Source organism: Arthrobacter sp. zg-Y844, assembly GCF_024385465.1.
In the GTDB taxonomy this organism is placed as follows: domain Bacteria; phylum Actinomycetota; class Actinomycetes; order Actinomycetales; family Micrococcaceae; genus Arthrobacter_B.
Map to the genome: position 1 here is coordinate 675,081 of NZ_JANFLS010000002.1, position 17,160 is coordinate 692,240.

A 17,160-nucleotide genomic window follows, 5' to 3' on the forward strand; every position below is an offset into this window, starting at 1 on the left:
GTTTCCGCTAGTCCACCGGCAGCGCGAAATAGGTCGGCAGGTCCTCGTACTTGAACATTGCCAGGCCCTCACTGGTGATCGCCGTGGGGAGGTCACGCTTCACCTCGTCGAACTGCGGCGCCATCTGCTCCGGGAACTTCAGGTACCCGGTTCTATCCCCGGCGGAGTTCGTGCCGTACACCTCGCCCGCGTCGGAGACCATGGCGGGGTAAAAGTCCGACGCCGGGTCGATCCGCTTCTGCTCCCCCGTCCTCAGATTCACCACCCACTGCGCGTCAACGCCCTGTTCGTTCTGCCAGTGCATCAGGTACAGCTCACCATTCGGGCTGGCCGCTGTCGCGTATCCGGGCAGCCGGGCCGCCGGGAAGGCGCATCCCTGTGCCGCGCCCTCGAAGACAACCGGTTGCCCGGTGTGCACGTCGACGGACTCGCACGTCTCGTCTACTTTGCGGACGGAAACGAACGTGGAGCCCAAGACGATGGACCCGGACGGATGGTCCGCGAACGTCATCGACCATTCGCCAATGCTGAGCGTTGCCTCCGGCAGACCCTGCTGCGGGTTCGCTGCCCGGGGTGAGCGGTACACGTCCACCCCGTCGATCCGGGCCAGCCAGGACTGCCCCTCAAGTTCCGGAATCGGTTCCAGCAGTCCTATCTCGGCATTGAGCACCCGGACAAAACCGGCGCTGTCCGGGCCGGCTGCGACGCCGCTTTGCATGCCGAGGCCGCCGTCGGTGGCGGTGAAGGCCAGCGCACCGTTACCGTCATGCGTCGACGTCGGACGGTAGCCGGTCATATCCTCTTCGACGGCCGTTGCTTTCCCCGCCGCGTCGACGACGATCAACTGGGCAACGGGTGCAGCACCTTGACCGGCGCCTGGCTGGAGCGGCACGCCGATCTGGTAAAACGTGAAGAACTCCTGCCCGTTCTGCCGCACCCGGTCCAGGGACGGCTCGACGCGCTGTTCCGGGTCCAGTCCGAGGGACGGCGACCGATACAGGATGTCGCCGGCGCTGTCGGTCACCACGAGGGTCTGGTCCCGGGTCTGCATATCCTGCTCAACGAAGGCAGTCAGGTCACCGATGACCTCCGCCCCGGCCCCTTTCTGGGCGTACCAACCGGCTTGGCTCAGCCACCGCGCCGGTAGGGCACCGGTCGCGTAGGAAAAGCCTTCCTCGTAGGAGGCGGGCTTGCCCAGCGTTGGCCGCTCAGTCGCGGTGGGCTCGGGTGTCCGGGAGGGGCTCGCCGAAACAGGGGCGGACGTCCGGGACGGGGACGCATCGGCCCCGTCGGTTGAAGAGGCTGGATCCTGCGACGACGGAGCACAGGCCGTAACGAGCAGCAGCGCTGCAAGACAAGGTGCGACGACGTGCTTGTTCATGCTGATTCCCCCATGGTGGTACCCGAAAACCGGAGTGTGCCGACCACTGTCACTTTGTGCCCGTGGGACGGCCTTACTTTAGACACCCTAACTAATGGCGCAACCGTCCAATCACGGGCCCGCGGCAATATCCCCCTGTGCGCCAAAGAAACTCCTAGCGCAAATAGCCTTCTCATTGTTGACTAATGCCCATGCCAGCCGTTGAAATCCGCCGAGCCACCGAAAATGACGCCCACAACCTCGCTCGCGTCCATGTCCACGCATGGCAATGGGCCTATCGCGGATTGATGCCCGATTCCCTCCTCGACGCACTGGACATTGAGCGGAGAGCTGCGGGATGGAAGCGAATGATCCATGAAGGGCGGGTGCCGCAACCACATTTGGCCGTGATCGGCTCGAACGTCGTGGGGTTTTCCCATGCGGACAGCAGCAGCGACGACGACGCCGACCCTCAGGTCGGAGAGGTCACGGCCCTCTACCTCCTGGAGGAATTTGTCGGCACGGGAGTCGGGCGCCGCTTGTGGGAGGCAGCGCTGAACCAGCTGCGCGAAAGCGGACACACCGTTGTCTCGGTGTGGGTGCTGGATTCCAACCAGCGCGGAAGAACCTTCTACGAACGAAGGGGAATGTCCCCGGACGGAGCAACCAAAGAAGAGTCCTTCTCCGGCTCCACCCTGACGGAGGTGCGGTACCGCTCTTCGTTGCATGCGGCGGGGAAGAGACAAGGGGCTATCGGCGTCGAGGGCCAGGACCGTTAGTCGTCAGGGCGATCGATAGTCCAGTAGCTCACCTCGTCGTCGGGAAACGGCCGCTCCGCCATTCCGATCTTGCGCGCTACCCGTTTCGACTGCTCGTTACCGGCATCGATCGTCGCGGAGATGAACTCCAGATGAGAGACCTCAAAGACGTAGGCGAGCATCGACCGGCCAATTTCGGTGGCATAACCTTTGCCCCAGAACCTTTGATGGAAAACGTATATCAGTTCGTCGAAGTCCTGGCCGGGCGCACGGATGACGCCGCAATAGCCGACAAATTCGCCGCTGTCCCGTTCAAAGACGGCTGAGGTGCCATAGCCGCGCTTCGCATACTTTTCTTTGCAGACCTGAATCCATCCTGCGACTTCGAACCGGTCCAATGTCGTCCCGTCACCGACGAACCGCATGACCGCCGGATCCGCGCAGAGCGCTGCAAAGTCCTCCAGATCCTCTCCACAAAGTGGCGGGCTTCAAGGCGGTCGGTTTCAAACATCATCCGGGAACGATAACCCACGGCAGCCGCATAACTCATTCCCTGTCTCCGGGGGCTTCTCCACTGCCCGGCCGTTCCGAAAGGGCACAATGACCAGTCCGAGGTGCCGTTGGTGGCCACTGTACTGGGAGAGCAGACGTTCCTCCCGCGCCATGGATTCGTCGCAGTTGTCTCTGATTCCATCGCTCGTGAGACGCTCTCAATCTCTCCGCGAGGATCTCGGTAACGGCTTTTGCCGCTCCTGCATCTTACTGTCAAGCTGATCAAATGACTGTTCAGCTCGTCCCTCTCCGCGCCCAACAATTCCCTGCCTGGATGGAACGAAGCCGCACTGAATACGCATCTGATCTCATTACGACAGGCGAATCCCCGCAAGAGGCACATCGGCGCGCTTATGAGAGCCTAGATGCCGCGTTTCCTGAGAACATTCCAACCACAGATAATGCCGTGTTCGATGTTCTTGACGGTACCGGCACAACCATTGGCTACCTTTGGGTTGGAACTGACAGTTCTGAAGATCATCGCTCTTGGTGGGTGTGGGACATAGTCGTTGATGAGGAGCATCGCGGCAAAGGGCTAGGCAGGAAGGCAATGAAGCTGGCCGAAGACTACGCGCGTTCCCAAGGCGCCCACACCCTTGGACTCAGCGTCTTCGGATTCAACCACGGCGCCCGAGGACTCTACGAATCGATGGGTTACGAAATAGTGACCACGAAAATGAAGAAGCACCTCTAAACCTTGAATCTGTGCCCCATCGAAGGATTCTTTAGCGGCCGCCCAAGGTGGGGTGGATAGTTCAGAGTCCGAGCGCTCCAGTCGGCCGAAGGAAATGGAATCGCCGTACCCGGTCGACTGGCCCTAACGGGCTGGGACGCATCCGCTGCCGGTGGGGAACGGCGACTGTCGTCAGCCGGCCCGGACGGATTCATCCTGGCCGGAGTCCGCCAGGGTCACTCCGGCGACCGACCAATTCTCACGGGGCAGCTCGTGAAGAACAACCCGAATAGTGTCCGGCCGAATCTCCATAACCCGGGCATAAGTTTCCGTAAGCGCTGCCAGCAGCTGGCGCTTCTTCTCGGTGGTGGATGGCGAGGCGTTAAGTACCTGAATAAGTGGCGTCCGCAGAGTCTGCCACATTGCCGATGTCATTCCCGGAGGAAAGCTCGGTAGGGCGGTGATGCTCCGGTGGGGAGCGACTGCCTTCCCGTCATGGTTATCCTTAGCCGCATGCGCAACCTACCAACCACACAATCATGAAGATCGGAATCGTCGGCGCCGGCGGAGTCGGCGCCTACTTCGCCGCCGCCCTGTCCCGGGCAGGCCACGACGTCCACCTCCTGGTTACGCCCCGCCATGTCGATCCCCTTTCCGACCATGGGATTCACCTCACCTCGGGCGACGGACGGGATGAATTCATCGCGCTGGCCGGTGTTTCAACGGACGCTGCAGCCATCGGGGTGTGCGACGCCGTCATCCTAGGCTGCAAAGCAGGCCAGGTCCGCGCCGTCGTGGAAACCGCACTGCCGCTCCTCGGACCCGATACCCCGGTGCTGCCGCTGCAGAACGGTGTCACCGCATCCGAGCAGATCGAAGCCGCCGCCGGAAGCGGGCACGCTCTCGGCGGGCTGTGCATGATCATCTCGTACCTCGTCGAACCCGGGCACGTCCATCACGTGGGCGGGAATCCTGCCGTCACCCTCGGCGAGCTCAACGGCACCCCGACTGCTCGGGTAAAGGCCGTCGCCGCCGCTTTGATTTCAGCCGGCATCAGCACCCGTATCTCTGACGACATCACCACCGACCTGTGGCGGAAGTTCATGCTCATTGCCTCCTACGGCGGCATCGGAGCGCTGTGCCGTAAAAACGTGGGTGAAACGCGGACCCATCCGGGCACGCGGACGTTAGTTGAAGACGCCATGCGTGAAGTCGCCACGATCGCCGCAGCGGTTGGAGTGAACCTCACCGAGGATGACGTGAAAACGACAATGGCCCAGTACGACGCATTCACGCCCGACAGCACCGCTTCCATGCAGCGCGACCTCATCGCGGGACGCCCTTCCGAACTCGAAGAACAAAACGGCGCCCTCGCCCGTATCGCCGCGAAGCACAATACCCCTGCACCTATCCACACAACCATCTATCGGGCACTGAGCATCCTGGACCGTCCCACCTAGCCGATGCGTACGAAGGGCCTGGTACCCGTACGGAGGTACCCCTCAGGGGCTGGTGGGTTCGGCGTCGTGCAGGACCGTCCCGTCACGAAGGGTGATGGTGTAGGCGAGGTCAGGTGCGGGGCCGCCGTTGCCCTCAAGCTCGGAACCGAACGCGGTTCCCGGCCACCAGGCAACGTACCGGCCGTCTTCGAGGGAGGCCTGGACCTGCTGCCCATCGGCCGTGTGAATGGTTACGCCGACAACGTTGTCCCCGATTTGGCCCTGGGTGAGGGAAACCGTAGGCCGCGGCCGGCTGATCAGCGTCCTGCGGTCGTTGTATTCGGTGATGGGACCCTGCGTGAACTGATCCCCGACGGGCACTGCACCTTTTCCGCCGTTGCCCGAGGTTGCGACGTCGTCCGCCCGGCCGCTGCCTACCGGCACATGCGCCAGACAGTCCGCGGAGGTATCGTTCGCTCCGGCGTAAAGGAGCACCACCCACTCCCCCCTGCGCTCGGCGATGTCGAGTGACGGAGAGTCGATGTTCAGGCCCTGCTCGCGGCATGCCTTTTCCGTGGTGGCCAGGTCTGCGTCGGTCAGGGTCTCAGGGACGGGTGTCCAGGAAGCGTAAGCATTTTCCGCGCTAAGCAGGTTCGGGGCCAGTACGACGGCGGCCGCCAGGACCGCCGCGACGGCCGGTACCGCTATCCAGCGGGTGCGCCGGTGCTGCCGACGCGGGGCCGGCTCGATCCGTTCGGCTGTTGTGCCCGCCCCGGCTGTGGGATCGGTGGCAAGGATCTGCTGCAGTCCCGTCTCGTACCGCTGTCGGGATTCGCCGTCCGGTGCGGAACGCGGTGCCGGGTCCAGCGTGCGCAGGGCCCTGAGATAGGTATCGGGTTTCATATCAATTCCTCCAAGGTCGAGTAGTCCGGCGCCCGGTGCCGAAGGGCACGGTGCAGGGACTGGCGTGCGCGGTGGAGACGGATACGGTAGGCGGCCGCAGAGATTCCCAGTACGCGGCCGGCCTGCGGAGAGGTCAGGTTTTCCCACACTGCGAGCGACAGCACTTCCCGGTCCTCGGGCCGGACCCTGCTCCAAGCGGCCGCCAGGTCCACTTGGAGGGCAACCAAGTCGTCCTCCGGATCAATGAATTCCGGGATATGGGAGGCTATCCGAACCTCAAGGGCACCTTGGCGCGCACGGGAACGCTGATCGTTGAGCAGACAGTTGCGGGCCGTGCCGTACAGCCATGCCCGCGCGTCCCCTGGCTCCCGAGGCAGGTCATCCAGCCGGCGCCATGCTGCCATGAAGGCTTCATGGGTTACGTCTTCGGCCCGGTGCGATTCCGTCCGGCGCTGCACAAAGCGCAGGACGTCACCGTATGTTGTCGCGTAGAGCGCGGCGAAGCGGGCCTCGCGTTCCTTAGAGCTTCGTGTTGTCCCCATACCTCTACATGTCCGGCTCGGTGCCAAGTGTTACTAACCAGAGAAGATCACTGGATCGTACAGTGCCGGTGACGGATGGCAGTCTCTGCCACACGCCAGGTTAAGTCCGAGATCCGGGGCCGCCTCAACACTCTTGACAGCGGCAAACCTGTAAAGCTAACTAGACGTGTAAAGCGAGCTGTACATCCGAGGAGGCCGGAAATGTCCGTTGCGCCAACGCGTACGAAGTGGGGATATGCCAAGTTTGGAACCGGCCGCGTACCGGCCGCAGCCATCGCTGTTCCCTGTGGATTAGCCCTTGGAGCAGCAGGAGGTTGGGTGTCCGTCCTGGCCGGAATCAGTGGATCGAATCCTGCGCTCGGCTTCTGGGTCTTTGCCGCCTGCATCGCGATGCCGGCTGTGGCCCTGGTCTATGTCCTGGTCGTGGACCGGAACACTTTGATAGGAGCAACCGAACGTCCTGACGACTCCGTCGAATCCGGGTGGATCGACAAGGCTGCTGCGGGTTCCTTCATGGATCTGATCATGGTGCTTGGGGTCGCGGCTACCGTTCTGGCCTTCATTCCCAAGGACTTTTCCGTAGATCTGAAGCTCATCCTTCCCGCTGTGATCGCTCTGGGCTTCGCCTCCTTCGGCATCCGGTACCTGGTGCTCCGGCGGAAAGGCTGACGTGAAGAACCTGGTGCATGAGTCGCGCCAGCGCCTGGCCTGGTCCCAACAGCGGCTCGCTGACGCGTTGGGCGTATCCCGCCAGACCGTCATCTCCATCGAACGCGGACGTTTTGACCCGTCGCTGCCGCTGGCCTTTCGGATCGCCGGCGTCTTCAACTGCACCATCGAGGACCTTTTCTTTCCCGACGAGCCGCAATGAGGGGCGGCGGTGCCAAAGAGGTAGAGCCGACCCTGCGTCGCTATCCGGCATTCGTCCGGTTTTGGCTCGCGTCGACGGTTTCCGACTTCGGAACTTATACGACCACTTTGGCTTTGTCCGTACTGGTACTGGTAACCATGAACGGGACGGCGCTGTCGTCGTCGATAACGAGCCTTGATCCCGGCCAGCGTTTGTGAAGTTCCCATGTGGTGATGACGAGGCATGTCCAGTTCAGAATTGCCGCCAGAGGCAGGCAGGCAGAGGAAAACATTGGTCACCATGGTGGATGTACCAGCACACTAACTGTAAGGACGGCTAGAGAACGGGGAGGCTATGAGCGCGGAGTTGGCCATCAGTGTTCAGGGCCTCGACAAATCTTTCGGGAAATTCCAGGCTCTGAACGGGCTGAACCTCCAAGTTCAGCGTGGGCAGGTGCACAGTTTCCTAGGGCCAAACGGCGCCGGGAAGTCAACAACTATCCGTGTGCTCCTAGGGCTGTTGAAGGCCGACGCCGGAGCCCTGCAGGTCCTGGGAAAGGATCCGTGGCGAGAGGCCGTGCCGCTGCATCGCCGGCTTGCCTATGTGCCGGGCGATGTCGCGTTGTGGCCGGGCATGACCGGCGGCGAGGCCATCGACCTGCTGGGATCGCTCCGCGGCGGCCTGGACGAGGGGCGGCGGGCGGAACTGATCCAGCGGTTTGAGCTGGATCCCGCGAAGCGGGGCCGTCAGTACTCCAAGGGTAACCGGCAAAAGGTAGCCATCGTCGCCGCCCTGGCCTCCGACGTCGAGCTCCTAATCCTTGACGAGCCAACCAGCGGTCTGGACCCGCTGATGGAGAACGTCTTCCAGGAAGTGATCGGCGAGGCAAAGCAACGCGGCACCACGGTGCTGCTCAGCAGCCATATCCTCGCCGAAGTCGAAACCCTCGCGGACCGGGTGAGCATTATCCGGGACGGACGGATCGTGGAGGAAGGGACACTGGCCCAGCTTCGCGGGCATACCACCGCCGCCGTCCACGCCACTCTGGAACGTGACCCACAGCCCGGCCAGCTGGCCGCATTCGAGGACGTGCACCTGGACGGCGGCAAACTCACGGCTGTGGTGGAGTCCGCACGGGTGGGTGAGGCAATGGCAGCACTCACCCCGTTCGGCATCACATCGCTGACCGTCGAACCGCCCTCGCTGGAGAGCCTCTTCCTGCGGCTGTACGAGGACGACGCCCCCTCCACACGGGCGCGCCCATGAGCAACGCCCTGACGGGTACCGGACCGCTGCTGCGTGCTACTGTCCGGTTCGACGGACGTAGCTTTGTGCCGTGGATCCTGATCGCGACGGCACTCTCTGCGTCCTCCGTACTCGTCTACCCATGGGTCTTTCCCACCCAGCAGGACCGCCTCGGACTAGCGCTTGCCATTGGCTCCAACCCGGCACTGGGCCTGATCTTCGGACCGGCCTACGATCTGAGCACCGACGACGGTTTCAATGCCTGGCGCAGCCTCGCCCTGGGCGGTTTCCTCGCCGCCCTCGGATCGATTTTCACCGTCACCCGGTCCAGCCGGGGCCAGGAGGACTCCGGACAGGCCGAGCTTCTGGCATCCGGTGTGCTGGGCCGGGGCAGCCGCCTGCTGGCGGGAGTCAGCCTGGCCCTGATCGGCTCGGCGGCTCTCGGAGCCGTCGCCGGGGTCGTCACTGCCTGGTGCGGCGGCGGCTGGAATGCCTCCCTGCTGCTGGGAGCAACGTTCGCTGCCACCGGTTGGATGTTTGCTGCGGTCGCCGCTGTGACCGCGCAGCTAGGATCCGATGCGCGGACGGCCAACTCGCTGGCCGTGGGCACCTTCGGCGCGTTGTTCCTGCTGCGCGGATTCCTGTATTCGGTGGAGGCACCGGACTGGATGTCCTGGACCAATCCGTTAAGTTGGATGACCGAAACCCGGCCGGCCAGCGGCAACCACTGGTGGCCGCTGCTTCCCGCAGTGGCCCTCGCCCTGGTCCTGCTCGGTGTAGCCTTCCTGCTGCAGTCGCGGCGCGACTTCGGGCAGGGGGCCATCGTTCCCGATCCCGGCCCGGCCCGGGGCAGAGTTGGAACTCCATGGAGCCTGGCGGTCCGGCTGAACCGCGCCCCGATCCTGACATGGACCATTGCATTCATGATTATCGGGGTGGTCTTCGGATTTTTTGCCCGCTCCTTTAAGGACATCCTGAGCGGTGACAGTGCTGCCGCCTCGGTTCTCGCCTCCGGTGCCGCCACGCCGGAGGCTCTCGCGCCGGCCTTCCTGGTGACGATTCTGAGCCTTGCCGGAATCATTGCGGCCATTCCCGGCGTGCAGATCCTGCAGAAGGTGCGGACCGAGGAGCTCGCGGGCCGGCTGGAGCCCGTTCTGGCCGCCGCCGTTCCGCGCTCCCGTTACTTCACGGCAAACGTCATGCTCGCATTGGCCACACCAACCATCTACCTGCTCCTGGCAGGAGCCATCATCACGGTGCTGGCCTCCGGAGACCTGGGCATCGACGCCGGCAAGGTTCTCCTGCAGGCCGTGGTAACCGTTCCGGCCATGTGGACGGCCACCGCCGTTTCGGTGGCGGTCGTCGGTGCGCGACCGCAGGTGGTAATCGCGTCCTGGGCCGGTGTTTTTATTTCCTTCGTGCTCACGTTGCTGGGCCCGACGTTCAGGCTCTGGGACTGGGTACTGGCTATCAGCCCGTTCCGGCACGTTCCCAACGTTTCCGTCGACGACGAAGGATGGGCCGGGTTGGCGGGAATCTCCGCCGTCACCGCTGTGTTCCTACTGATCGGTTTCACTGGTTTTCGCCGTCGGGACCTCGATGGGTAGCCATTCGTCGCCGGCTCAACGGCGCACCAGCCCTTCCGGCGCCGCTCGATCCACGAAAGAGGAGACATCATGCAGACACGCACTCTGGGCAGCCAAGGCCTGACCACTTCCGCCATTGGTTACGGCTCAATGGGCATCTCGCTTGCCTACGGTCCCGGTGATGAGCAGGAAGGCATTTCTGCGATCCAGAAAGCGCATGAGCTGGGCGTGACGTTCTTTGATACAGCCGAGCTGTACGGCTGGGGTGCGAACGAGGAGATCGTTGGCCGGGCCGTGAAGAGCTTCCGTGACGAGGTTGTCATCGCCACGAAGTTCGGCTTCACGCGCGACGGCGGTTTCGATAGCCGCCCGGAACACATCCGCGACGTCGTCGAGAACAGCTTGAGTCGTCTCGGCGTAGACCACATCGATGTGCTCTACCAGCACAGGGTGGACCCCAGCGTTCCCATCGAGGATGTCGCCGGGACCGTGAAGGAGTTTATCGATGCCGGCAAGGTGAAGTACTTCGGTCTCAGCGAAGCTGGCCCGGAGACCTTGCGCCGCGCCCATGCCGTGCAGCCCGTCTCGGTCCTTCAGACCGAGTACTCCCTCTTCGAGCGCGACGTGGAGGTGCTGTTCCCCGTCCTGAACCAGCTCGGCATCGGGTTCGTGCCCTACTCACCCCTCGGGCGCGGGTTCCTCACCGGCACCGCGAAGCCGGCAGCCGAGTATGACGAGACCGACATGCGCAGCTGGGACGCCCGATGGCAGCCCGGCAACTTCGAGAAGAACGTCGACGCCACCCGTAAGCTGACTGAACTCGCCGCATCCAAGGACGCCACCGTGGCGCAGCTCGCCCTTGCCTGGCTGCTCGCACAGGGTGAACACATCGTCCCGATCCCCGGCACCCGCAGTGCCAAGCGCGTCGAGGAGAACGTCGGCGCCGTTGACCTCAGTCTCACTGATGCCGACCTGGCCCGCATCAAAGAGATCCTTCCGACCGGCGGATTCGGTGTCCGCTATCCGGAAGGCATGAGCCCGACCTGGCAGTAATCAGCCAAGGGAACACCGAGGCGCGGGACCCGCAATGGGCCCCGCGCCTTCGTCTGGGACAACTGATCCTGCTGTCGTCAGTGCACACCGCCCAGTTCGATGAGCAGCACACCGCCGGCAATAAGGACTATTCCCAGGCCCATCAGCCAGGTGAAGGGTTCCTTGAATAAGACCCTGCCGATAACCGCAGTCAGTGCAACGCCGGCCGCCGCCCAGATCCCGTAGGCGATGCCCAGCGGCAGCCCGTGGGCGAGGGTGAGGGTGAGCATGCCGAACGCCACCAGATAGCCGACGGCGACTCCGGCGTACCAGCGCTTGTCGTCGACGGCGAGACGGAGGCAGACGGTGCCGGCCACCTCGAAGACGATCGCGCCGATCAGGAACAGGTAGGCCATTACGCGGTTTCGGCTTTCTCATGTGCCGCTTGTGACCCGAGTTCGACGCAGAGCACCCCGGCGATGACAACAGCAATGCCGATGCCCATCAGCAGGGTGAGCGGTTCGCCGAAGAAGACCAGGGAGCCGATGGCGGTCAAGGCGACGCCGCTCGCACCCCAGACGCCGTACGCGACGCCCAAGGCCATGCCGGTGCGCAGGACGCCGGCGAGCAGGATGAATGAGCCTAGATAGCCGGCCGCGACCACGGCATAGAGACCGGCATGCTCCAGCGCACCTTTGAGCGAGAGCGACGCCGTCACTTCAGCCAGGATGGCGGCGGACAGGAGCAGCCACCCTTTTGCGGCGTTGTTCATCGGCCGGTTCCTTCCGGGACGTAGTAGCGGGTGGACTGCCGCATCGTATCCCGGAACTAGTTCCCCCGTTCTCCGGAGCGGCCGTGTTCCAGTCCGGTAGGAATACCGAGGAATGCAGGTTCCGGCGTCCCACAGCAGGACTCAGCAGCGGGCACAGCAGCTGCAGGTTCCGGCGTCCCACAGCAGGACTCAGCAGCGGGCACAGCAGCTGCAGGTTCCGGCGTCCCACAGCAGGACTCAGCAGCGGGCGTAGTAGCTGCCGGCTCCGGCACACCGCAGCAGGACTCGGCGGCAGGCGCAGCGGCGGCATCCGTATCGCAGCTGGCCACGGTATCGCAGCTGCCGCCCAGGTCCGTGGAGCAGACCCCGGTTTCGGGCAGGACGAGTTCGACGTCGTCGGCCGCCTTCTGGTCCCCGGCAAGGGCCGCGGCGATGGAACGGACCTGCTCATAGCCGGTGGCCATCAGGAACGTCGGGGCCCGGCCGTAGGACTTCATTCCGGTGATGTAGAAGTCCTTCTCGGGGTGGGACAACAGCCGGGCGCCGTGCGGCGTCACGGTGCCGCAGCTGTGGAATTCCGGGTCGATGAGCGGCCCGAGCGCCCGCGGTGCTTCCACGGCGGGATCCAGATCCAGCCGGATTTCACGGAGCATGTCCAGGTTCGGCCGGAAGCCGGTGGCCGGAACCAGCAGGTCGACGTCCAACTGCGTCTCCCCGCATGGAGTGGTCCCGATGACGGCGAGGCTGCCGGAGCTCTTGAAGCCGGTAATGGTGAACGAGGTGTGCAGTTCGATGCGGCCTTCCTCAACCAGGGTCCGCAGCCGACTGCCCAACGCGCCGCGGGCCGGCAGTCCGTCCAGGTCGCCGCCGCCGTACACGCTGGCCGCCGAGGACCGGCGGATGGCCCAGCTGATCCGGGTGTCCGGTTCCTGCTCGGCCAGCTCCCCCAGCGCCAGCAGCGTGTTGGCCGCCGAATGGCCTGCGCCGACCACCAGGATGTGCTTGCCGGCGAACCGATCGCGGTCCCGGCCGGTGACATCCGGCAGCGGCGCCGTGATGAAGCCCTCTGCATAGGCGGCGGACTCCCCCGGTGCTGCGAGTCCGGCCGAGCCCAGCGGGTTCGGGGAGTGCCAGGTGCCGGAAGCGTCGATGACGGCGCGGACCCGGTGGTCGGCGGTTGTGCCGTCGGCGTTCCGGACACGGACCAGGAACGGAGTGGTATCGCGCCCGCCGGTGCGGGTTTTGTCCAGGCCTTCCCGGCTGACGGCAACAACTTCGCTGTTGGTGTGCAGCACGTTCCGGATGGCGGGCACGGCAGCCAGCGGCTGCAGGTACTGCTCGAGGAGTTCCGCGCCGGTCGGCAGGGTTTCGGCGTCCGGTTCCTGCCAGCCGGTGTCGGCGAGCAGGCGGCGGGCGGCGGCGTCGACGTCGTACTGCCACGGCGAGAACAGCCGAATGTGCCCCCAGGCGCGCACGGCCGAGGCAGGCGCGTCGCCGGCTTCGAAGATGACCGGAGTCAGTCCGCGTTCGAGCAGGTGCGCGGCGGCCGCCAGGCCCACGGGGCCGGACCCGATGACGGCGACGGGAAGCTGGGACAGTTCAGTGTTCATTGGTGCTTTTCCTCAAGGAGTACGAAGGTTTTGCTAAGCCGGCAGGAGGTCGGCGATGAGTGCGGTGATCCGGGTCTTGATGTCGTCGCGGATGGGTCGGACCGCGTCCACTCCCTGGCCTGCGGGGTCGTCGAGTTTCCAGTCCTCGTAGCGCTTGCCGGGGAAGATCGGGCAGGCGTCGCCGCAGCCCATGGTGATCACGACGTCGGACTCCTTCACTGCCTCGGTGGTCAGCACCTTGGGCAGCTCGGCGGACATGTCGATGCCCTCTTCGGCCATGGCTTCGACGGCGGCAGGGTTGACCGAGTCGGCGGGCGCGGATCCGGCGGACCGGACTTCGATCCGCCCCTCGCCGAGGTGTCGCAGGTACGCGGCGGCCATCTGCGACCGTCCGGCGTTGTGCACGCAGACGAACAGGACGGAGGGCTTGGCTGCGGTTTCGGTGCTCATCGGTTCGTCTTTTCTGTGGAGGCGTTTGTAGAGGCGGCAGGGGTGGCGGCGGGCCAGTATTTCTTCTGTGCCCAAAGGGCGACGTAGACCAGGGCGACCAGGACGGGGACTTCGATCAGGGGGCCGACGACGCCGGCCAGCGCCTGCCCGGAGGTCACGCCGTAGGTGCCGATCGCCACGGCGATGGCGAGTTCGAAGTTGTTTCCCGCAGCGGTGAAGGCGAGCGTGGTGGTGCGGGCGTAGCCCAGGTCCAGGAGTTTGCCCAGCAGCATGCCGGCACCGAAGACCACGAGGAAGTAGACCAGCAGCGGCAGGGCAATGCGGGCGACGTCGAGCGGGTTCGAGGTGATTTCATCCCCCTGCAGGGCGAACAGCAGCACGATGGTGAACAGCAGGCCGTAGAGCGCCCACGGGCCAAGCTTCGGCAGGAAGGTGCCCTCGTACCAGTCGCGGCCCTTCGCCTTTTCACCGAGGGTGCGGGTGAGGAAGCCGGCCAGCAGCGGGATGCCCAGGAAAACCAGCACGCTGGCGGTGATGGCCCAGAAGGAGAAGCCGGCGCTGGTGGTTTCCAGGCCGAGCCAGCCGGGTAGGACCTGCAGGTAGAACCAACCCAAGGCGCCGAAGGCGAGGACCTGGAAGACGGAGTTGATGGCGACCAGCACGGCGGCGGCTTCGCGGTCACCGCAGGCCAGGTCGTTCCAGATCATCACCATGGCGATGCAGCGGGCCAGGCCGACAATGATCAGCCCGGTGCGGTATTCGGGCAGGTCCGGCAGGAAGATCCAGGCCAGGGCGAACATAAACGCCGGTGCGGCCACCCAGTTCAGTACCAGAGAGGTGATCATCAGTTTCCGGTCGGCAATCACCCGCGAGGTTTCGTCGTAGCGGACCTTGGCCAGCACCGGATACATCATCACCAGCAGGCCGACGGCGATGGGCAGCGACACATTGGACACCTTCACCGAGTCCAGCGCGGGACCGATGCCCGGAACGAACCGGCCCAGCAGCAGCCCGACGGCCATTGCGGCGAGGATCCACACCGGCAGGAACCGGTCAAGCGTCGAAAGCCGGCCGGTGACCTGACCGGTCTGGGGTGGTGCGGTGGACGTGCTCACAAAGCTCCTCGGCGGGACATCGGTACGGGACATCGACAGGGCGAACTGCATTGAAGAATATCGATATCCTTCGATGTCGAGTATCCCGGGATATATCGATACCTGTCAATCTGTGCATAATGGGCAGGTGACCTCTGCACTGACAGTTCCCGCTCCCGCCGTCGAGGCCTGCTGCACCCCGCTGACTTCTGAAGCGCTGAGCATCGAAGACGCCCAGCGCTTCGCCCAGCTGCTCAAGGCCGTGGCCGAGCCGACCCGACTGCGCCTGGTCTCACTGATCGCCGCCCAGGAGAACAAAGAAGCCTGCGTGTGCGACCTCACCGAGCCGATCGGCCTCGGGCAGCCAACGGTGTCCCACCATCTGAAGATCCTGGTCGACGCCGGCATCCTGCACCGCGAGAAGCGCGGCGTCTGGGCTTACTACTCCATCGTGCCGGGTGCGCTCGAACGCGCTGCTGCTGTTTTGTCGCCCCGGTGAGCCTGCAGCGCCTGGTGGTTTTGTAGATCGCTCGGTCTTCGGTGTCGATCTAGCGCCCGCTTAGACTGCATCCATGTCAGCTTCCGCAGAGTCCTCCTTGGTAACCCTCATCCGCTCCACCCAGCTGTCCGACGCCGCGGAGTATGCCTACGCCGCCACGGCACCCGCGGACGCCAGGCTCATCTTCCTAGCGGGCTCCTGCCCGCTGGAGGTAGACGGTTCGACGGCGGCCATCGGCGACTATGCCGGCCAGGCGGCCAAGTGCATGGCCAACCTGGAGCTTGCGCTGAAGGCCGCCGGGGCGACACTCAAGGACGTCCTCAGCACGCGGGTGTTGGTTGCGTCCAGTGCCCAAGCGGACCTGGTCACCGCCTGGGAAGTAGTCCGGGATGCCCTCGGCAGCCACGACGCCCCCAGTACTTTGCTGGGCGTCACAGTGCTGGGTTACGACCACCAACTCGTCGAAATTGAAGCCGTAGCCGCTGTCCGCGACTAGTACCTTTCCACTGCCTTGCTACGCCGGGCCCAGAACAGCACCGGGATCAGCAGCAAGGCCAGGATGCCGCAGGAAAGGGCGAGTGCGGCGTAGCCGGCGCCGGCCATCATCACGCCGGACAAGGTTCCGCCTCCGGCCCCGGCCAGGGCAACCAGCACGTCGATCTTGCCTTGGACGCGGGGACGGATCTCCGGCGACGTGTTATCGACTACCAGTGCCGTGCCGGCAATCAGGCCGAAGTTCCAGCCCATGCCGAGCAGGGCGAGGGCCAGGATCAGCAGGCCCAGGGATTCCCCCGGCGCGAAGGCTGCAGTGACTCCGGCCAAGAGCAGGGTGACCCCGGAGGCGATAGCCATTGGAGTACGTCCGAGTTTGTCCACCAATATCCCCGTGACGAGCGACGGCAGATACATCGCGCCGATGTGCACCCCGATAACCATTCCGACCGCGGCAAGGTCATGGTGATGGGCCCGCATATGCACCGGCGTCATGGTCATGATCGCCACCATCGCGATCTGGGTCAGCACCATCACGGCGGCACCCACGTAGACTCCGGTCCCCGGACGTACCGCTGCTTCGCCGACGGTGCTCGGCATCGGATCCGCTGCCTGGTTCCGGAACCGGCGTGCCAGCAAGAACGGGTCCGGGCGCAAAAGCACCAGCAGTACGACGCCGGCGGCCAGGAACGCTGTTCCGGCAAGGAGGAAGGGGCCGGCCAGGGCGGGAATACCCAAGCCCTCGGCGAAGCGGCCCATGGGCGTCACCAGATTGGGTCCGGCAACCGCCCCGAACGTCGTCGAGACCATCGCAATGCTGATGGCCTGTCCCCTGCGGTCCGGCAGCGCCAGGTCCGTTCCGGCATATCGAGCCTGCAAATTGGTGGCCGTTCCCGCCCCATATAGGAACAAGGCCGTAAACAGCAGAACAGGGCTGTCCACCACAGCAGCCAGGACCACGCCCAGCGCACCGAGACCGCCGGCCAGGAACCCGGACCCGAGTCCGATCCGCCGTCCGGCCCGCTGGGTAACCCTTCCCACGAGGTAGGCCGCCAGCGCGGAACCCAGGGTAATCAGCCCCGCCGGCAGGCCGGCCAACCCCTCCGACCCAAGCATGTCCTGCGCCAGGAGTGCCCCCACCGTGACGCCCGCGGCCAAGCCCGCCCCACCGAGAATCTGGCTGAAGACAACCGCGGTGAGGGTACGCCGCTGCACTGCGGCACGGCGCGCCTCATCCAGCACGATGGTCTTCATCCCCCGAGAATAGCCCGTACCAACGCGGGCATCCCAGCACTTAAAGCGC

Annotated in this window: 20 protein-coding genes and 1 pseudogene; 10 read left to right on the plus strand and 11 right to left on the minus strand. The window is 64.7% G+C overall.

The window, feature by feature from the left end; genetic code table 11:
- Positions 1-7 precede the first annotated feature (7 nt).
- Positions 8-1,381, minus strand: coding sequence for a hypothetical protein (locus tag NNX35_RS09945; RefSeq protein ID WP_255867658.1), 1,374 nt, complete (start codon positions 1,379-1,381; stop codon positions 8-10).
- Positions 1,382-1,572: 191 nt separating this feature from the next.
- On the opposite strand from NNX35_RS09945, the gene NNX35_RS09950 reads away from it, so the two are divergent.
- Positions 1,573-2,139, plus strand: a complete 567-nt coding sequence (locus NNX35_RS09950) for a GNAT family N-acetyltransferase (RefSeq protein ID WP_255765985.1) — start codon at positions 1,573-1,575, stop codon at positions 2,137-2,139.
- On the opposite strand, the pseudogene NNX35_RS09955 reads toward NNX35_RS09950, so the two are convergent.
- A pseudogene (locus NNX35_RS09955) lies at positions 2,136-2,588 on the minus strand (GNAT family N-acetyltransferase); the annotation flags it as partial. The gene NNX35_RS09950 and the pseudogene NNX35_RS09955 sit on opposite strands and share 4 nt — an antisense overlap.
- Before the next feature lie 308 nt (positions 2,589-2,896).
- On the opposite strand from NNX35_RS09955, the gene NNX35_RS09960 reads away from it, so the two are divergent.
- On the plus strand, positions 2,897-3,364 hold the full coding sequence (locus NNX35_RS09960) for an N-acetyltransferase (RefSeq protein ID WP_255765984.1): 468 nt from the start codon (positions 2,897-2,899) through the stop codon (positions 3,362-3,364).
- Positions 3,365-3,535: 171 nt separating this feature from the next.
- Here the strand turns inward: NNX35_RS09960 and NNX35_RS16190 are convergent, their stop codons facing one another.
- Positions 3,536-3,778 carry a 4-oxalocrotonate tautomerase family protein gene (locus NNX35_RS16190; RefSeq protein WP_370647017.1) on the minus strand — a complete coding sequence of 81 codons (243 nt, stop codon included), beginning with the start codon at positions 3,776-3,778 and terminating at the stop codon, positions 3,536-3,538.
- 104 nt (positions 3,779-3,882) lie between these two features.
- Here NNX35_RS16190 and NNX35_RS09965 point away from each other — a divergent pair, with 104 nt between their 5' ends.
- Complete coding sequence (locus NNX35_RS09965) at positions 3,883-4,803, plus strand: ketopantoate reductase family protein (RefSeq protein ID WP_255765982.1); 921 nt, start codon at positions 3,883-3,885, stop codon at positions 4,801-4,803.
- 42 nt (positions 4,804-4,845) lie between these two features.
- On the opposite strand, the gene NNX35_RS09970 is transcribed toward NNX35_RS09965, so the two are convergent.
- Positions 4,846-5,685 carry a hypothetical protein gene (locus tag NNX35_RS09970; protein WP_255765981.1) on the minus strand — a complete coding sequence of 280 codons (840 nt, stop codon included), beginning with the start codon at positions 5,683-5,685 and terminating at the stop codon, positions 4,846-4,848.
- Entirely contained in the window at positions 5,682-6,227 is a 546-nt protein-coding gene (locus tag NNX35_RS09975) for an RNA polymerase sigma factor (protein WP_255765980.1), read from the minus strand. The genes NNX35_RS09970 and NNX35_RS09975 overlap by 4 nt, the downstream gene beginning before the upstream one ends.
- 318 nt (positions 6,228-6,545) lie before the next feature.
- On the opposite strand from NNX35_RS09975, the gene NNX35_RS09980 reads away from it, so the two are divergent.
- The 5 genes from NNX35_RS09980 to NNX35_RS10000 all read left to right on the plus strand — a co-directional run bounded on the left by NNX35_RS09980 (position 6,546) and on the right by NNX35_RS10000 (position 10,961).
- Positions 6,546-6,896 carry a hypothetical protein gene (locus NNX35_RS09980; protein ID WP_255867659.1) on the plus strand — a complete coding sequence of 117 codons (351 nt, stop codon included), beginning with the start codon at positions 6,546-6,548 and terminating at the stop codon, positions 6,894-6,896.
- Between the two features lies 1 nt (position 6,897).
- Complete coding sequence (locus NNX35_RS09985; protein WP_255863153.1) at positions 6,898-7,098, plus strand: helix-turn-helix transcriptional regulator; 201 nt, start codon at positions 6,898-6,900, stop codon at positions 7,096-7,098.
- A gap of 333 nt (positions 7,099-7,431) precedes the next feature.
- Positions 7,432-8,343 carry an ABC transporter ATP-binding protein gene (locus NNX35_RS09990; protein WP_255867660.1) on the plus strand — a complete coding sequence of 304 codons (912 nt, stop codon included), beginning with the start codon at positions 7,432-7,434 and terminating at the stop codon, positions 8,341-8,343.
- Entirely contained in the window at positions 8,340-9,929 is a 1,590-nt protein-coding gene (locus NNX35_RS09995) for an ABC transporter permease (RefSeq protein ID WP_255867661.1), read from the plus strand. The genes NNX35_RS09990 and NNX35_RS09995 overlap by 4 nt, the downstream gene beginning before the upstream one ends.
- 69 nt (positions 9,930-9,998) lie before the next feature.
- A complete protein-coding gene (locus NNX35_RS10000) occupies positions 9,999-10,961 on the plus strand; it encodes an aldo/keto reductase (protein ID WP_255867662.1) in 963 nt (320 codons plus the stop codon).
- Positions 10,962-11,038: 77 nt separating this feature from the next.
- Here the strand turns inward: NNX35_RS10000 and NNX35_RS10005 are convergent, their stop codons facing one another.
- From NNX35_RS10005 to arsB, 5 genes are read right to left on the minus strand one after another with little or no spacing between them, the layout of a single operon-like run.
- A complete protein-coding gene (locus tag NNX35_RS10005) occupies positions 11,039-11,356 on the minus strand; it encodes a multidrug efflux SMR transporter (protein WP_255867663.1) in 318 nt (105 codons plus the stop codon).
- Entirely contained in the window at positions 11,356-11,712 is a 357-nt protein-coding gene (locus NNX35_RS10010; RefSeq protein ID WP_255867664.1) for a multidrug efflux SMR transporter, read from the minus strand. Before NNX35_RS10010 ends, NNX35_RS10005 begins: the two co-directional genes overlap by 1 nt.
- 56 nt (positions 11,713-11,768) lie before the next feature.
- Positions 11,769-13,322 (minus strand): FAD-dependent oxidoreductase, encoded by a 1,554-nt coding sequence (locus NNX35_RS10015; protein ID WP_255867665.1) that lies wholly within the window; start codon positions 13,320-13,322, stop codon positions 11,769-11,771.
- Positions 13,323-13,355: 33 nt separating this feature from the next.
- Positions 13,356-13,772, minus strand: a complete 417-nt coding sequence (locus tag NNX35_RS10020) for an arsenate reductase ArsC (RefSeq protein WP_227922172.1) — start codon at positions 13,770-13,772, stop codon at positions 13,356-13,358.
- Positions 13,769-14,887 carry an ACR3 family arsenite efflux transporter gene (arsB, locus tag NNX35_RS10025; protein ID WP_255867666.1) on the minus strand — a complete coding sequence of 373 codons (1,119 nt, stop codon included), beginning with the start codon at positions 14,885-14,887 and terminating at the stop codon, positions 13,769-13,771. The genes NNX35_RS10020 and arsB overlap by 4 nt, the downstream gene beginning before the upstream one ends.
- Before the next feature lie 127 nt (positions 14,888-15,014).
- Here arsB and NNX35_RS10030 point away from each other — a divergent pair, with 127 nt between their 5' ends.
- Positions 15,015-15,365 (plus strand): helix-turn-helix transcriptional regulator, encoded by a 351-nt coding sequence (locus NNX35_RS10030; protein ID WP_227922176.1) that lies wholly within the window; start codon positions 15,015-15,017, stop codon positions 15,363-15,365.
- A 73-nt stretch (positions 15,366-15,438) separates the two neighbouring features.
- Complete coding sequence (locus NNX35_RS10035; protein WP_255867667.1) at positions 15,439-15,861, plus strand: RidA family protein; 423 nt, start codon at positions 15,439-15,441, stop codon at positions 15,859-15,861.
- Here NNX35_RS10035 and NNX35_RS10040 read toward each other — a convergent pair.
- Entirely contained in the window at positions 15,858-17,111 is a 1,254-nt protein-coding gene (locus NNX35_RS10040) for an MFS transporter (protein WP_255867668.1), read from the minus strand. The genes NNX35_RS10035 and NNX35_RS10040 overlap by 4 nt on opposite strands.
- Positions 17,112-17,160: the final 49 nt, after the last annotated feature.

Bases quoted from the DNA above. Each gene is read 5' to 3' on its own strand.
- NNX35_RS10040 (WP_255867668.1), bottom strand. From the start codon at position 17,111: ATGAAGACCATCGTGCTGGATGAGGCGCGCCGTGCCGCAGTGCAGCGG.
- NNX35_RS10000 (WP_255867662.1), top strand. From the start codon at position 9,999: ATGCAGACACGCACTCTGGGCAGCCAAGGCCTGACCACTTCCGCCATT.
- NNX35_RS09995 (WP_255867661.1), top strand. From the start codon at position 8,340: ATGAGCAACGCCCTGACGGGTACCGGACCGCTGCTGCGTGCTACTGTC.
- NNX35_RS09965 (WP_255765982.1), top strand. From the start codon at position 3,883: ATGAAGATCGGAATCGTCGGCGCCGGCGGAGTCGGCGCCTACTTCGCC.
- NNX35_RS09945 (WP_255867658.1), bottom strand. From the start codon at position 1,381: ATGAACAAGCACGTCGTCGCACCTTGTCTTGCAGCGCTGCTGCTCGTT.
- NNX35_RS09975 (WP_255765980.1), bottom strand. From the start codon at position 6,227: ATGGGGACAACACGAAGCTCTAAGGAACGCGAGGCCCGCTTCGCCGCG.
- NNX35_RS09960 (WP_255765984.1), top strand. From the start codon at position 2,897: ATGACTGTTCAGCTCGTCCCTCTCCGCGCCCAACAATTCCCTGCCTGG.
- NNX35_RS10035 (WP_255867667.1), top strand. From the start codon at position 15,439: ATGTCAGCTTCCGCAGAGTCCTCCTTGGTAACCCTCATCCGCTCCACC.
- NNX35_RS10005 (WP_255867663.1), bottom strand. From the start codon at position 11,356: ATGGCCTACCTGTTCCTGATCGGCGCGATCGTCTTCGAGGTGGCCGGC.
- NNX35_RS10010 (WP_255867664.1), bottom strand. From the start codon at position 11,712: ATGAACAACGCCGCAAAAGGGTGGCTGCTCCTGTCCGCCGCCATCCTG.
- NNX35_RS09990 (WP_255867660.1), top strand. From the start codon at position 7,432: ATGAGCGCGGAGTTGGCCATCAGTGTTCAGGGCCTCGACAAATCTTTC.
- NNX35_RS16190 (WP_370647017.1), bottom strand. From the start codon at position 3,778: ATGACATCGGCAATGTGGCAGACTCTGCGGACGCCACTTATTCAGGTA.
- NNX35_RS09970 (WP_255765981.1), bottom strand. From the start codon at position 5,685: ATGAAACCCGATACCTATCTCAGGGCCCTGCGCACGCTGGACCCGGCA.
- NNX35_RS10020 (WP_227922172.1), bottom strand. From the start codon at position 13,772: ATGAGCACCGAAACCGCAGCCAAGCCCTCCGTCCTGTTCGTCTGCGTG.
- NNX35_RS09950 (WP_255765985.1), top strand. From the start codon at position 1,573: ATGCCAGCCGTTGAAATCCGCCGAGCCACCGAAAATGACGCCCACAAC.
- NNX35_RS10015 (WP_255867665.1), bottom strand. From the start codon at position 13,322: ATGAACACTGAACTGTCCCAGCTTCCCGTCGCCGTCATCGGGTCCGGC.